The 15,339-nt window shown below is 55.7% G+C and carries 8 protein-coding genes; 1 reads left to right on the top strand and 7 read right to left on the bottom strand.

Annotation, left to right across the window (positions count from 1 at the left end; genetic code table 11):
- Nucleotides 1-70 precede the first annotated feature (70 nt).
- Nucleotides 71-1,804 (top strand): IlvD/Edd family dehydratase, encoded by a 1,734-nt coding sequence (locus CEE69_RS03280; RefSeq protein WP_099259325.1) that lies wholly within the window; start codon nucleotides 71-73, stop codon nucleotides 1,802-1,804.
- A gap of 10 nt (nucleotides 1,805-1,814) precedes the next feature.
- On the opposite strand, the gene CEE69_RS03275 is transcribed toward CEE69_RS03280, so the two are convergent.
- The 7 genes from CEE69_RS03275 to CEE69_RS03245 all read right to left on the bottom strand — a co-directional run bounded on the left by CEE69_RS03275 (nucleotide 1,815) and on the right by CEE69_RS03245 (nucleotide 15,325).
- A complete protein-coding gene (locus CEE69_RS03275) occupies nucleotides 1,815-3,818 on the bottom strand; it encodes a vWA domain-containing protein (protein WP_099259324.1) in 2,004 nt (667 codons plus the stop codon).
- Nucleotides 3,818-5,266 carry an arylsulfatase gene (locus tag CEE69_RS03270; protein ID WP_390179960.1) on the bottom strand — a complete coding sequence of 483 codons (1,449 nt, stop codon included), beginning with the start codon at nucleotides 5,264-5,266 and terminating at the stop codon, nucleotides 3,818-3,820. The genes CEE69_RS03275 and CEE69_RS03270 overlap by 1 nt, the downstream gene beginning before the upstream one ends.
- Before the next feature lie 268 nt (nucleotides 5,267-5,534).
- Nucleotides 5,535-7,010, bottom strand: coding sequence for an arylsulfatase B (locus CEE69_RS03265; protein ID WP_233214575.1), 1,476 nt, complete (start codon nucleotides 7,008-7,010; stop codon nucleotides 5,535-5,537).
- Nucleotides 7,011-7,269: 259 nt separating this feature from the next.
- The gene (locus CEE69_RS03260; protein WP_099259322.1) at nucleotides 7,270-7,674 is read right to left on the bottom strand and encodes an endonuclease domain-containing protein; all 405 of its coding nucleotides are present in this window, start codon (nucleotides 7,672-7,674) and stop codon (nucleotides 7,270-7,272) included.
- 216 nt (nucleotides 7,675-7,890) lie between these two features.
- Nucleotides 7,891-9,417 (bottom strand): glycoside hydrolase family protein, encoded by a 1,527-nt coding sequence (locus CEE69_RS03255; RefSeq protein ID WP_099259321.1) that lies wholly within the window; start codon nucleotides 9,415-9,417, stop codon nucleotides 7,891-7,893.
- Nucleotides 9,414-11,771: a right-handed parallel beta-helix repeat-containing protein gene (locus tag CEE69_RS03250; protein ID WP_099259320.1), complete on the bottom strand. Its 2,358-nt coding sequence runs from the start codon at nucleotides 11,769-11,771 to the stop codon at nucleotides 9,414-9,416. The genes CEE69_RS03255 and CEE69_RS03250 overlap by 4 nt, the downstream gene beginning before the upstream one ends.
- On the bottom strand, nucleotides 11,768-15,325 hold the full coding sequence (locus tag CEE69_RS03245; RefSeq protein ID WP_099259319.1) for a dienelactone hydrolase family protein: 3,558 nt from the start codon (nucleotides 15,323-15,325) through the stop codon (nucleotides 11,768-11,770). The genes CEE69_RS03250 and CEE69_RS03245 overlap by 4 nt, the downstream gene beginning before the upstream one ends.
- Between the last annotated feature and the right edge of the window lie 14 nt (nucleotides 15,326-15,339).

Genomic DNA, 15,339 nt, shown 5'->3' with positions numbered 1-15,339 from the left:
GATGCCCTTCGTCCCAAAGCTTGGTTCTATCCTACCGTTTGATCCCTTCCCCAACGATACGTCTTCTTCCATGAATCCCAATCCCGACCGTGACCCAACCCAATTGCGTTCCCATCGTTGGTTCGGCCGTGACGACTTACGTTCTTTTGGCCACCGTTCACGCTTGAAAGGGATGGGTTTCGACGACATTGATTACCGCGATCGTCCCGTTGTCGCGATTCTGAATACTTGGAGTGAACTGAATACCTGCCACTCGCATTTTCGCGATCGAGCGGATGAGGTCCGGCGTGGCATCTTGCAATCCGGCGGCTTCCCCGTCGAAGTGCCCGTGATGTCACTGGGCGAAATGATGATGAAGCCAACCACGATGCTGTATCGCAACCTGTTGGCAATGGAAGTCGAGGAAGTTCTGCGTTGTCACCCGATCGATGCGGCGGTGTTGATGGGCGGCTGCGACAAAACTGTTCCCGCGATGTTGATGGGAGCAATTAGCGCGGACATCCCCAGTCTCTTTTTGCCGGCCGGAGCAATGTTGCGAGCCCGCTGGAAAGATCAAACACTGGGCAGCGGCAGCGATGCTTGGAAGTATTGGGACCAACGATTGGCAGGCAACCTTTGCGATCGCGATTGGAACCAAGTTGAAAACTGTATCGCCGCGTCCGCTGGCACCTGCATGACGATGGGAACGGCCAGCACGATGGCCTGCGTCGCGGAAGCGATGGGTTGGACGCTTCCGTCCGCCGCCACCATTCCCGCCGTGATGGCTGATCACTCCCGATTGGCCGTCGCAACCGGACGACGCGCCGTCGACATGGCTTGGGAACAACTCAAACCCAGTACATTCTTTGACTCACGCAGCATCGACAATGGACTGACAACGTCTTTGGCAATCGGCGGCAGCACCAACGCGATTGTGCACCTGATCGCCATCGCAGGCCGACTCGGCGAAACCTTGACGCTCGACCGCTTCGATGAACTGTCGCGGCAAACTCCAGTTCTGGGTGACTTGCGCCCCGGCGGTCGATTCCTCATGCAGGACTTCTTCGAAGCCGGCGGACTGCCCGCCCTGCTGCAACGTCTTCGCGATCTGCTGAATTTGGATTGCAAAACCGTCGCCGGGACAACACTCGGTGAACAAATCGAAGAAGCCGAAGTGCACGACAACGAAGTCATCCGGACTCGCGAGAATCCGGTCTCACCGGCGGGAGGCGTCTGCTTGCTGCGTGGCAACCTGGCCCCATCTGGGTGCGTGATTAAATCCATTGCCGCCAGCAAAAAGTTGCTGCATCATCGCGGCCGTGCGGTGGTCTTCAATGACTACCCCGAGATGAAAAAAAACATCAACGATCCCGACTTGGAGGTGGATGAAAACAGCGTGTTAATTCTTCGTTCGGCCGGTCCGCTCGGTGCCCCCGGTTTTCCAGAATGGGGCATGTTGCCGATTCCTAAAAAACTCTTGCAGGCCGGTGTCACCGACATGGTCCGCATGAGCGACGCGCGGATGAGCGGAACCAGTTACGGAACCTGCGTCCTACACATCGCTCCAGAAAGTGCCGCGGGCGGACCGTTGGCTCTCGTCGAAACCGGTGATGAGATTGAGATCAATGTGCCAGAGCGTTCGATTCATTGGCACATCGACGATGACGAACTTGCTCGACGCCGAGCGAACCAACCGGGCGCTGCACCCGAACCCGCTCGCGGTTACATGAAGCTCTACGCGAAACATGTGACGCAAGCTGACCAGGGATGCGACTTCGATTTCCTCGCCGGTCGGTCACCGGGCGAAGAACCCGCCATCCACTGATCGAATGCGACTACAGCGAAGGGACCGACATCCCCGATCCGCCGCCAGAACGAGTCATCGGCATTCGAGGCACGCCAATTCGCGGAGTCGGTTTTGGAACCGAACGAGCCTGGATCTCGATCCCGAACTCCTTTTGCAATTCCCAATTCGCAAGCTCCGCCCATGGCGTGTCACGGTGTTGGTTGACGCATTCGTTGAGCACTTGCCTGGCTTGCTCCGCGAGCGCCACGCCGGGCGACGTGTTCATGTGATACGAAGGCATGAAGATCAGCATGTTCGTATCGGTTTGGATGTGCTCACCGGCTGAGTCACAAGCGGCGATGTATTCGTGATAGCGTGCCATCGCCGCCAGCGATCTTCCCCTCGCCAGGCTGAAGGCGGCCCGCCAGCGTTCGGATTTTTCACCCTCCAACAATGCTCGCCAATTGTGCGTTTTAGATTCTGACAATAGCGCGTCCAACGACTTCAAAGCATCCTCGCTCTTGGATCGTTCGCGTTTGACCAGCCTGCCAAACTGCGATCGAAAGGCAGATGGGGTCAAGTACATCGTCGTGAATTGCATTGGATTGATCGGCGATCGCTTTCCCATGAACAGCGTCCGAGGTGCCGCGAATTGCTCCTTCTCTCGCATGGTCAGATCAGCGGACTGAACGACGAAAGATCGCAACAAACTGTCTTGCACGGACACACGCACCTCTCCCTCAGACCGATAGCTGGGCATGTACCGCCTGAGCTTTTCCACATCGTATTGGTCCGAGACACCGTCGTCGTAGAGCGTGTAAGTGCCGCCCGTTTGCAACGCCAATCGAGTCAGCGAGTAAGGCCCAAACCCAGACAACACACGCTCGCGATAGGCACTCCCATACCAAGGCAACGCGGTTACGGATTGCATCTTGACCAGCTTCAACGGCACATCCGCCTCGTGCCAATAAGGCAAGAAAATCCGCTGCGGAACCGCGGATTCAGGACCTCGATCCACGGTCAAAAAGTACTCGGCACCGCCCCGCTGGTCGGACTTCCATCGCTGCAATCCTTTTTGCATGCCCATCACGGCGGTGGGGCCCAGCACGTGAACCACCGCCTTGGCTTCGCGGCAATTCGCGATCGTGTATTCCAGCTTCTCCACGTCATCGCCGGATTCGTCCGTCAACAACACGATCATCAATCGTTCTTTGCGCTTCGTCTTGTACCGATAGTGATTGAGCACATGGTCCACCGCGGACATCGTGTTCTCGACTCCGCTGGTGTCGACCGGCACTCGAGTCATCGCATCGATTGCATTGACGCCAACCAGTGACGGACGAGAGACCTCGTTGATGCCTCGCCCGAACGCGACCACACTGCTGAACAACCGATGCCGATCAATTCCGTCCGAAGTATCGGGCCGAGACAACGCGCCGATCTCTTCATAAAATTCGCGAATCCGTCGTGCCATTCGGTCTCGGTTGAGTTGCAAACTGATGGAAGCATCGAGCAACCACACGACCAATGTGTCGCCCTGCTTCAGTTCGCCACGGATCGCGTTCTCGACCGACTGCGTTGCGGACTCGATTCCATCCGCGGCACCGATTTGCTCTACCGTTGATTCAGTCCGCTCCGTCGTCTCGCTGCCGCCGACTTCGGTCATCATCTTCCGGATCGAAGCCAACCGAGTCTCGGGAGTCGGGCGGAGCAGCTCGACCGAAGACGCTTGCAATCCTTCCAAGGACGGCATCAATTCAGGAAGATCCACTTCCGTCATCTCCGATGTCGTCGAAGTCTCAACGGGTTCGTCCTCGAAATCGAGTTCGCCCATGTCGGGCATTTCGATCGAAGCGATCGGCATCAACGAGAACGTCGACTCCTGATCACCCAAGTCAGTAAAACTCGCAGTGATCACTTGTCCTTGCCTGTCCATCCAGTCGGGAAAGACCCACAGTCCCATCACCAGCAAGGCGGCGGTATGAAAGATCATCGATACCAACCAAGGATGATCTTTCAAATGCTGTCGAATCTCTGCCAACGTGTTTCGCATCAGTCGATCGCCCTGAGAGGAAAGTGTTCGCTGGGAACATGCTGCTGTTTCGCGATCGCCTGGATCTTGGCCATCACGTCTGGGTGCGATTGACTCACGTCAGTCGACTCCGCTAAATCCTTCGACAAGTCATACAGGGCAAACGCCGGTGGCTCTGTCACGCCCTTTTTGGGACGACGTGACAAACCCTTTCGGATCGCTTTCCAATCGCCCATTCGAATCGCTTGTTGGCCGCTGTAACCCGGCGATTCCCAATACAGAAACTCGTGGTCCTTCTGGCTCTCGCCATGAAGCAATGGCAGAAACGAGACACCGTCCGTCGTGCTCGCGTCGACCTTCACACCAGCGGCGTCCGTCAGCGTTGGCAAAAAATCCCACCACGCGCCGATCCAATCCGACGTCCGACCAGCCGGAACGACTCCTGTTTGACGAGCGATCATCGGCACACGAATACCACCTTCGTCGAGCTGCCCCTTCAGGCCTTTCATTCCCTTGGCCGATTCGAAGTAATCGCTGTCAGATCCGCCCAAACGGTTGTACGTCGGACCATTGTCGGACGTGAACAGGATCAACGTGTTCTCACCCAGCCCCAAAGAATCGATCAAGTCGACGACTTGCCCAACCCCTTCGTCCATTCGAGTCACCATCGCTGCGTAGCCGGCTCGCGGACGTGGGTGTTTGAGATAACCGCGATGCTCGTACTCGGCTTCTTCGATCACACCTTCGTATTCGTCGACTTCGTCTTCGGGCACCTGAATCGAAAGGTGAGGCACCGCGAAAGGCAGATAGGCAAAGAACGGCTGCGTCTTGTCCTCCGCAACGCTTCGACGAATGAAGTCACAGGCCTCGTTCACAAATTGATCTTGCGAATAAGTTTCGCCGTGCAACGTTCGATCGTTGCCTGGCTGAACTTCCTTGACTCGGTTTCGCCACAGAAATTTTGGATAGTGATTGTGCGCGTGACGTTGGCAGTTGAAACCATAGAACAAATCAAATCCTTGATCGTTTGGGTCACCCGTCGTTCCGAAGTGACCCAGTCCCCATTTGCCGAACGCCCCCGTCCGATAGCCAACCGACTTCAGATGCTCCGCGATCGTGATCTCTTCAACAGGCAAAGGGTACTGCCCGGGATATTCCAGTTCCAATTTTTCGCGAATCGCTGGATCGATCTTAGGATCCCCGTTGTCGCGAACGTGCGCGTGGCCGGGATGCTTGCCAGTCATCAAGCAGCAACGACTTGGTGCGCAAACCGCATTCCCAGAATAGAAATTGGTGAGTTTGATTCCTTCCGCCGCTAGCTGATCCAAACGAGGCGTTCGAATCTTCGCTTGCCCATAACACCCCAGTTCGCTGTAACCCAAATCGTCCGCAACGATCAGAACAATGTTCGGACGGGCGGTCGCCGAACCTGGATCAGTGGCTGACTCGACGGCAAAGGCGTTGGACATGACCGAACCGCTGAAACCAGCGAAACAGACAAACAGCATCGTCCACGCGAGCAAAGTTTTGGACGACTTCGAGACTGCAAAATTCATGTTGTACTTCAAGGTGTAAAAAGATTTCGTGACTCTCACAACGCGTCGCAACGCAATCGGCGACGCTCTTCCGCCCAGCCCCCAGTGTCTCCGCTGCAAATTCGCCCGTCAAATCGAGTTCGCTGGAGATCCCACCAAACATCGCGATGGGACATTCCTCCCCCGTTAACACGAACACGCGTCAGCGGATTGGCGATTCTTCCTCGGGTAGCTTCCACTCCGAGGGCGGCCAGCTTTCTGGCTCCGGCAAACGTGACGTCACCGCAGGGCCGACCATCGACGAATAACGCCTCAATGATTCGCTGAGACCACTCAACACATTGGGATCGGGGTCGTCGATCGGAGAGGCTTCGTTCGGATCGTCTTTCAAATCGAACAACTCGCCATCCTTCAACTTCCAACGATCGGAAACCACCGTGGCCTCCCCCAGCAAAATCGTTCGCTCTGGCGGCGAAGCTTGTCCGGACAAATACGGCAGCAGGTTCACGCCGTCTGTCTCCGTCGGTGAAGCCCCACCCGCTGCAGCGATCATCGTTGGCATCAGATCGACATAGCTCGCAACGGAATTGAACGTGACTCCCGAGGGCAACTCGCGAGGCCAACGGATGGTTGCCATCACGCGGACACCACCTTCCCACGTACTGAATTTCTTCCCGCGAAGAGGCGTATTGCTTCCTCCATGTTTGGGATCCGCGCCGTTGTCACTGTGAAAAACCACGAGCGTGTTTTCACGCATTCCGTTGCGATCGATGGCTTCCAGGATACGTCCGACCTGCTGATCCATCGCGGTAGTCATCGCGGAAAATGTCTGCCGGATCGTGTTGCCCTTGCCACGCTCGCCGTAGTTCAATGCATTCTCACGCCTCGCGATTTTGCGATCGGTGTTGGGAGCCAGATCGCCGTCTGGGTCAAAACCATATTCGACGAGGTCGGAGCGTTTCGCTTGCAGCGGAGAATGCGGCGCATTGAACGCGACGTAGGCATACAGCGGATCGCCTCCCGCGTTTCGGTCGATGAAGTCCACCACCGCGTTGCCGATCAAATCCGTTGAATACCCATTCTCGTGAATGCTGGCGTAATCGCGATGCCAATCCAACTCACCAAAGCGTTTTCGACTGAAGTAATCAATCGCTCCGTTGTAGTGACCATAGAACTGAGTCATCCCATGACGCAGTGGATGAAACATTGTCGACGCGAGCCCCAGGTGCCACTTGCCGAACATCGCTCGATGTTGATACCCCAGTTCCGCCAGAAATTCCGGCGTCGTTCGTGTTTCAGGTGGCAGCCCGTGTCGCTTGGTCGGCGAGACCACACCGCCCCAAATGCCAAAACGAAACGGGTACAAACCGGTCAGCACTCCCGCACGAGTCGGCGAACAAATGGGGGTCACATAAAACCGATCGAGCACCACCGACTCACGGGCCAACCGATCGATGTTGGGCGTGCGAATATCACTGCCATGAAAAGCAACATCATTCCACCCCAAGTCATCCGCAATGATGTGCACGATATGCGGCGGTTGAATGCTGCCAGTGGTCTCTGCCGAAACCTTCGAGCTAGCCCCCAAAAAGCAAACGAGGATTGTGAGTGACGATCCGATTCGCAAACCAAATGCCCACTTGCTGAAGAGAACACGAAGTCGTTTCACCATATTCATCCTCTCTCCAACCATGCCCAAGCACATTCCGCCGGCCCGCCGCCAATCCTATTGCACCGCAATATAGCAACGTGAAGTGTCCCAGGCTTGGGCATCCGCCAAAGCCAATTCACCCTCCTGGCAGGAGGGTCGAGCGAAGCGAGGGGAGGTCGAACGGTGACACGCCAAACCAGCCACCACCCCAAACTTCTCAACTTTCCAATTCCTTCTCCCAATCAGCCACCTGCACCAACCTTCCAGCAAACCTCTCAATTGAAGATCACTTCGGTTTGGGTTTCTTCGCGTGAATATTCCGCGCTCCGCTGCCCGTCTTCAACCTCGGCTGAAACGAATACTCCATCCCTATCGCTGCGACGATCGCACGAGCAACAGCTTCGGCATCGTTTTCGACTTCCTCATCCGTGAACCTCAAGACCTGCCACCCGCGTGATTCCAAGTCGCGCTGCCGACGCATGTCGCGCTCGATCGTCGCATCGTGGTAGCCACCATCAATCTCAACGACAAGTGATTTCGCGAGGCACGCAAAGTCAACGATCCAAGGTGCAATGGAATGTTCGCGACGAAACTTGAGTCCGCAAACTTGTTGCCCGCGAAGAATGGACCACAGCAAGCCTTCGGATCGAGTGCTGTTCTTGCGGCGATTGCTTGCGTGGTCGTGGGACATTCAGGAATGGCTCCGTGCGCGTTCCCTCCCCTCGCTTCGCTCGACCCTCCCAGAGGGAGGGTGAAGTTTTTTGGCCGGTGAAGTGAAGTTGGGTGCCGACATTCTAGCGTGATTCGGACGGAAGCGTTCGAACACTTCCTCAATTCACCCTCCTGGCAGGAGGGTCGAGCGAAGCGAGGGGAGGTCGAACGGTGACTCGCTAAACCAGCCTCCAACTCAGTCGAACATCAATTCCACTGAGTCCAGCACGGGTTTCGAATCGTTCTCGGTGGTGTCTTCCAACTTGATCTCAAACTGGTAGCCGAACCCTTCGGGCAACTTGGACAAATCCAGCTCAGCGGGCGTTCGCGAGACTTGTTTGGCGAAGCCTGGCACATGGTCGTAGCTTTCTTTGATGGTGGTCCACTCGGTCCACTGATCAATCGACTGATCTTGGTCAACATCCACGCCGACTCGAATTTGCACTCCGTCCACCCAAGGTCCATCGCTGACAAAGTCCATTGCCTGCTGCGTCGCGAGATAGAACTTGCCCTCGGCAAACATGATGTCCGGATCAGGATGGCCCTTGCCAATGTTGCCGCACCAAGTGAACGGTTCATCGATGCTTTTGGAAGTGAACCAACCGACGCTCATCGACTTGCTGTCCGCTGGATCGTAGTCGCAGAACAAGTAGTACTGGACGCCGATCGAGATCGCTGCCCAGTCGCCGTACGCGTTTTGTTCTGGCTTGTGAATTTCATACTTCGCGATGTTAGTCTTGAATCGCTCGGGGTTTTCCTTCAACCAGTGCGGGTGCTTATACGTTCCGATCTCACCGGTTGGCTTGGTGCGTTCATCGATCGGTGGCGACAACGCTTTGAAATCCTGCAGCCCATCGGGACTGACAGCGTGCACAGCCAAAGGCGAATCCCACGCGTGCGTCTGCGCGTTGATGGGACTCCAATCTTCCAAGATCAAATGAAACTGACCGTCCAAATCACGGATGATCGCACAATCCGATCCGTGCGTTGGGTCGTCGTAGGCCATGCTCTTGTTCTCGCCCGGCACGCCGTCGAACAGATCACTGTCCACGTACACATGCGGGTCTTGGTCGTTGGGAAAATCGTAGTAAAAGTACGCCTTGCCGTCCGCGAATTCTGCGGTGGTCATCCACTTGGCAAAGCTTTCCGTGATCGGGCCATGGTGCACCCAGTTGACCATGTCACGACTCTGCCAAGCGTGATAGCCACCGAGGCGTTTTTTCAAGCCGCCGGGTGCGTCGTATTGATTGGCAAACGGAGTCGTCTTCAGCGGCATCTCGAATCCGTCCAACGTGGCGGGCTCCGGCTGAAACGGAGCTTGTTTGGATCGGTCTTTGCGGTTTCGCCCACTTCCATATCGACCAAACATCCAGTAATTGTCTGGTCCGAGACTCAACATCACCGGCGCGTCACCCAGATTGACTGGTCCGAGGTTTCCCGCTGGTTCCCAGTTCAACCAATCAGCCGACTGAGTCACAACGATGGACTTGGCCGACCGCTTCATCGGAAACGTTTTCAGCTCACTCATCAAAGTCGCGAGCTTGGCCGTCGGAACAGCTTGGCCATCCTTCAGCTTGAGTTCAGAACTCGATTCCAAGCCCGACGTCCACTCTTCCTGCGTTTCAATCCGCCAGGTCTCATCGGACACTGCGAGATTCGGACAACAGACCATGCCAAGCAGCAATGAGGGCAAAAGGGCGTTCAACGATCGTCGTGATTTCATGGTGTGTCCTTTACGTTGTCGGTGTGGGTAATTGATTCCAGTTCATTGTCGATGCCAAGATCCGTCACGGAGCCCAGACTGCTGACGTGATTGCCGCTCGACAGTTCAGCCAGCACAACGGGGTGCTGTGTGTCGTTGGTGAGCGTGATGTCAGAGGCTCGATAGGTCTTCGGGGCGTGTGTTTCAAAGAGCGTCTCATGCCCCTTTGGAACATCTGGAAAGTCAACGCTCAAGAAATCAAACCTCAAAGCGTAGCCAATGATGATCGGACGCAGCGTTTCTTCCGCAGGCGAACGTTGCCACAGCCGGATGTCATGCCCCTTGCCTTTAATCGCCGCCAAGGGGTGATCACCGAGTGAATGAGGAGCAGGCAGCACCTCCAGATCAATTTGCTGACCCGAGTGAGAATCGGAGTGCACGTACAACAGAGGACCATAGGCTGCGTTGCCGCAGCAGTTTCGGATCACACCGCGCCGAGGCAATGAATAACCCTGCACGACGCAGTCGAGGACTTCGCAATTGGTGACCGTCGCATTCTTCGCCATGTAAAGCTTAATTCCGCCACGTGCTTTCTTGACCACGCAATTGTCCACGACCATCTCGCCGGCGCCCTTGTACGCACGGATGCCGTCTTCGGTGCAGTTGATCATGTGGTCGCGGGGAATTGGCAAACCACGCACGTCTTCCGGCCACTGCAATTTGTAGTTGAATCGATTGGCCAAATCACCGTCGTCGGTTTCAGCGTAACAATCGTTGCTGCGCCGAACCGTGCCCTCGACGATCGTATTTCGGACCGTCGTGCGATTGCCACCTTGCACAAAAATCGCGTGGCCAAAGGCTTCCATCTTGATCTGGCAACCGTCGATCACGGCATCGTTTCCCGTGATTTGAATGCCGCAGTGTTTCCTCAGCCGAAGCACACTGCCGCCACCGATGCCGAACATGTTGCCGTATCCATACGGGTACGACCCGCGAATGATCATCTTCATCCCGATCACCCGATTGTTGTCGCCGGTGATCTCCATCTCATTCATTTTCCCATACTTGCGACCTTGGTTGTAACTTCCAAAATCGGTCACTTCCGTTGAACCATCCGGGTACGTGTCTTCGATGAAACCGCCACGAATGGTGATGTCGTTTCCCGTGAGTCGAAACAAGTCTCGCCCCGATGCCACCTCAATTGGCACGTTCAGTTTGACGCCAGTCAGCTCGACGTCATTGTCGGAACCGGAAAACCTCAGCCCTTTGCGGTCCGCGATGAAGTACTCACCGGGCGTCATCACAATCTGCTGTCCACTCTCCTTCGCAGCGCGCCGAAGTCCTTCAATGGAATGGACTCGAATGACAGGTCGGCTGGCAGACGTCTCATCCGGTTCGATCGGCAGCAACTCGTGCACGCGAAAATTGGAATAGACATGGTGGGTTCCGACCATGCGGAAACCGAAAAAACCTTCGCGATAAGCAACGCCGCCTTCAGGCCCCAGTTGCGTCATCCGCTGAACAATCTTGCCCTCAGAATCTCGGTCTTCCAATCCGACCGAGTCGCCTTGTCGAAATTGATAGACCAACCTTCCGTCCAAGATGTACTGAACCACGTCGTCATAAGCGACCAACTGGACTGTCATCTTGCGATTGGGCTTTATCAGATAACCGGGGTGGTTGTCTTGTTCGTTCAAAGCCACGTGAGGAACGGGCTTGCCGTTCTTTGACCGAGGGTAGCGGCGCATGCGAGTCGTCGTGTTCTTGCGTCCTCCACTGCTGGCGTAGTAGCCATGCATTTTATCGTAGTCCGTGAACTTCCCCGAATAGCGAGATTCATCAAACAATCCCTTCTCTGGATCCGCTGGATCGGTCGCCATCCAAAACTGATTCAAATCCCGCGGTTCCACACCGCGAATGGCGGGATCATGGGTGGGGCAAACCACGTCATACGTGATCGCGATTCGTGTCGGCAATTTGTTCCGGTACCAAACCGTGCAACCACGCCCCGGAACCAAACAATCCAACGTCCCATCCTTCGCTTGAACCGAAGCCTCTGGGAACCCTTTGCGATCTTCGATCTGCACCACCCAGTCGTCGAGCGTTTCAAAGTTGTCTTTCGCAAGTAACTTGCCATCACGAAAGTTCCCCACGCCATAGCCGAGCACAACAGGCGACGACTCGTCCGTCTGAACAGATCCCGACGATTCGACCTGGCTCGCCGATTCAGCACCGGCCACGGCGAAGTGACCACCGCCGAGCAACACGGCGAGGACAACGAACAAACGGGATGCAAACAGAGAACGCTGCATGGAAATGACTATTGAACCAAGCTTTGGATTTGGAAAAGGGAGCAAACAATACATGTCGTTCATTCCGTTGCCCTCGCTTCTACATTGGATGCCGTGTCACTGCATTGAACCCAGACATCTCGATGATACTTGTTGTCCTCCGCCGCCACTTGCAAGTTCAGCACGCTGGACAGACGTTTCCAGGTCCCATTCGCATGTGAGCCGCCTTCTGCGGGAGGTTCGACCAGGGCGTATCCCACCAAACGTTTCCACTTGCTGTGGTTGCGGTCGAGAAAGTAGCCACGAACGCTAGCGAAATAATCTCGCTGTGGGTGATCGCTCGGCAGATCCAAATCCAGCGGTTGGTTTTCGACAAAGTAATAAGGATCAGTGGTCAGAATGTTTTGCCCGGTTTCGGTATGTTCGATTTCAAACACCGGCAACGATCCGGAAACCGGCTTCGCAAACAACTGCATCGACACGTCGCCACGAACAACCGTCGTCATGGGGCACTGGTCCGCACGAAAATCCAACAGCCCATAGTCGACGTGGTCCACCAGCGATTGAGCCCGCTTCATGGTTGCTGCTTTTTCACCAACAACCAGGTAGCTGCGAAACCAAATCGTCGATCCCGGAACGATGCGAAGCTTTGGAATTATCTCGCAAACGTCGTAGTTGCGGAAACTATTTTCCGGCCGAGTCGCCCAATCATTCCATTCGTTTTTGTAGAGCGGATCGCTCGCACGCCAATCGCGATACAACGAGTGTTTGAATTGGCAATAAGCTTCGCCGTTGGCCTTGCGTTCCAACTCGCGTTCCAGATGTTTGTCGCGACCGTACACCAACGCCAAACTTGGGCTGTCGTCCGCATCGGATTGACACGACAAATTCCAACCCGCGGTTTCGCGAACGTCCACGGTGCCGTGTTCGCTCAAAAACCCTTCCCGCTCAAGCAATTCGCCTTCCGGAGACGCCACGTACCGAAGCGGCAAACTGCTAATCCGTGTGCCGCCCCATGGTGCATTGAGGTGATCAAAAACGACGTCCTCTCGTTGGCTGAAGTTATGCACCACCCAAGTCATCTCGATCACGCCATCGCCCGCATCGCGAATTTGTGTGTAATACAGCAACGGCGATCGATGCACGCTTCGGATCTGCGGAACCAACCCCCAGTTCAACATTCGAATGGCACGAGCGTCTTCGTCGATCTCGTAGGCCAGCAGTGGGCAGTACAGAGACTTCAGCTCCGACGAATTGGGGATGTACGCCCCCGAGTTGTGAACAAAGAAAGTGTCACTCAGCCCGAGTTCCGCCAGTTTGTTCTTGACCTCTTCGACTTGTGACGATGATTGTTCCGGTCGACGTCGATTGGGCCGCTGTGTCTTGATGCCGTTGAACTGAGTACACACAGCAACGAACTGCCAAACCTCATCGTTCCAAGGCGACAGTTTGCCACCGGGCTTTCTCCAAGATGGCGGCAAACTCTCGCCGAACGAGCCTCGAAGCGAATAGATTTGACCGCCTTTGCCCATTCGCAATCGAAACGAATTCGCGGGGGATTGTTGATGCTGCATCTCGACTTGAAAGACAGCCGCTTCATCAATCCGGTCGTCCCACACGCTTGGGCTGGGCGAATACTGCTTCTGAAATTTGGTTTCGCCGTTGACCGATTCGACTCCAACCGTGGACGCAGGAAACACGTCCAATCTGGAATTGGCGGAGTCGGCCGCTTGGGTTGTCCATCGCAAGTTTCGAAATGGAGGCGGTTCGCCTTTCCAACGCCGACCGACGATGCGTGATTGAGCCGCTTCGCCTCTGCCGCCGGTGAGACGTTCGGCATCGCTCAGTTTCAATTGACGAATGCCTTCCCAATTGGCAAGCAACTTTCCGGCGGCATTCTGAAAATCGCCGGGCGAGAGTTCGATCGTTTGCCAAGTCTCACTGCCATCAAGCTCGACAGTCGCCGCATATTCATCGATCACGACCACCAACGAATTCGCTTGCAATGACTGTACCTCCAGAGCCAGCTTCGCGTTTGCGGGAGCTTTGTACTGATCGGCGCAGAGCTTGTTCGTCGTCCGAGCCCACTGTTCCGGCCGATAGGTGAACCATTCACGCTCCCAATCGCTCGCGAAATCTTCGATGAGGTTGGTGTGTTGCTTGGTCGCTTTGACACCTGCGGCACGCAACTGTTCGGAGTCAAACATTTGAACCACCGAAGACAGGTTCACTTCGTCGGTGCGATACGTTCGGTAGTAGTAGCCGACGCCTTCCACTGTTTCAGACAACCGATAGGTCACGTTGGCATAAACCCACAACGGCTTGCTCGTACTGGAAATCGGCATTTTCGCGGTCCATACGTCATCACCTTCGGCGGCGGAAACATGGTGCCAGAATCGATGCACGACGTCGTCTCGATCGGCTGGTGTTTCGCCGGGTTTGCCGTTTTGGGTGTAGTACATATCAACCGACTCGATCGGCATGGACGCATCCACCTGAACCTTGGCTTTCGGAACGCCCTCGGAACCATCCCAAACCATCGTCACCTGGGGTGTCTGGGGAAATTGGAAGGCGTTCTTCAGATGCTGATCAAACCAAAGCAACGTCGCCGCTTCATAGGCGGGCGTGTCTTGGTGGTTGTGATGAGGCGAGCAAGTCACCCGCCAATCTTGACTTTGAATCTCACTCACCGCACTGGGCAGGTCACCAATCCGTCCATGGAAATCATTCGCGGGGCTGAGGAACATGATCGGGCACTGGATCTCACTCAGGCTCACGTCATCGCCCAACGTCTTGCGAAACAATTCGCTGTCGTTGTAGCGATCGCTGATTCCGCCGCATGATGGCGCGGCGGCTTTGACTCGAGGATCCACCGCGGTCAGCACCGTCAATTTGCCGCCCATGGAGTGCCCGTAGACGCCAAGTCGGCTTGCGTCGACTTCCGGTTGCGATTCCAAAAATGTCAACGCTCGACGGGCAGCGATCGCACACAAGAACCAACCGCTGTTGCGTGGCGATTCCACATCGTCCAACGTCCACTCCGCGGGCTTCGCACTCGGGAACTGATTCCCAGGATTGCGTGATGGAGCGTGATAGCCATCCACCACGCCCCAGTCGGTGGTCAGCCTGTAGGCGGGATCATCCGTTTTCTGATCCCAGAACAGCTTCACTTCGTCGCGAGAAACTCGGTGGCCGGGTGCTGAGATCCGACCGGCCCAAGCAATCGAGACCGTCGCATAACCTCGTTTTGCATTGGCAACGCAAGCCTTGTGGTCGGCGAATTGACCGCCGCCGTGAATTTGAACCAACCCCGGCACATTCGTGGCACATTTGGGAACGCCAAAGACCGCGGCGAGTTTGGCTTCGTGTCCTTTGAACACACCCATTCGAAAGCGAACGATCTTGAGATCGACGCCGTCCTCTTCCCATTCTTTCACCACCTCCACATTCAGAGGCTCGCTCGTGGGATCAAAGCCTCGCCACATCTCCTCAAAGTTTTCTGGAGCACGTCCGTCGACGAGTGACGGCAAAGTCTCATCCAATTGTGCCGACGCGGAATCTGCGCCGCACAATACAACCATGAAAGCCAACAACATGCAGCGAATCGACACACATCGAGAACGAAGACAGGACTTCATCGGTTTGGTATTGG

The sequence above is a fragment of the Rhodopirellula bahusiensis genome (assembly GCF_002727185.1).
Classification (GTDB): domain Bacteria; phylum Planctomycetota; class Planctomycetia; order Pirellulales; family Pirellulaceae; genus Rhodopirellula; species Rhodopirellula bahusiensis.
Note: the sequence above shows the minus strand (reverse complement) of the source record. Positions and strands in the feature narration are given on the sequence as shown.

What these genes read in the sequence shown, in the direction of transcription:
- CEE69_RS03280 (WP_099259325.1), top strand. Translation starts at nt 71, where the DNA reads ATGAATCCCAATCCCGACCGTGACCCAACCCAATTGCGTTCCCATCGT.
- CEE69_RS03255 (WP_099259321.1), bottom strand. Translation starts at nt 9,417, where the DNA reads ATGAAATCACGACGATCGTTGAACGCCCTTTTGCCCTCATTGCTGCTT.
- CEE69_RS03265 (WP_233214575.1), bottom strand. Translation starts at nt 7,010, where the DNA reads ATGAATATGGTGAAACGACTTCGTGTTCTCTTCAGCAAGTGGGCATTT.
- CEE69_RS03260 (WP_099259322.1), bottom strand. Translation starts at nt 7,674, where the DNA reads ATGTCCCACGACCACGCAAGCAATCGCCGCAAGAACAGCACTCGATCC.
- CEE69_RS03270 (WP_390179960.1), bottom strand. Translation starts at nt 5,266, where the DNA reads ATGTCCAACGCCTTTGCCGTCGAGTCAGCCACTGATCCAGGTTCGGCG.
- CEE69_RS03245 (WP_099259319.1), bottom strand. Translation starts at nt 15,325, where the DNA reads ATGAAGTCCTGTCTTCGTTCTCGATGTGTGTCGATTCGCTGCATGTTG.
- CEE69_RS03275 (WP_099259324.1), bottom strand. Translation starts at nt 3,818, where the DNA reads ATGCGAAACACGTTGGCAGAGATTCGACAGCATTTGAAAGATCATCCT.
- CEE69_RS03250 (WP_099259320.1), bottom strand. Translation starts at nt 11,771, where the DNA reads ATGAACGACATGTATTGTTTGCTCCCTTTTCCAAATCCAAAGCTTGGT.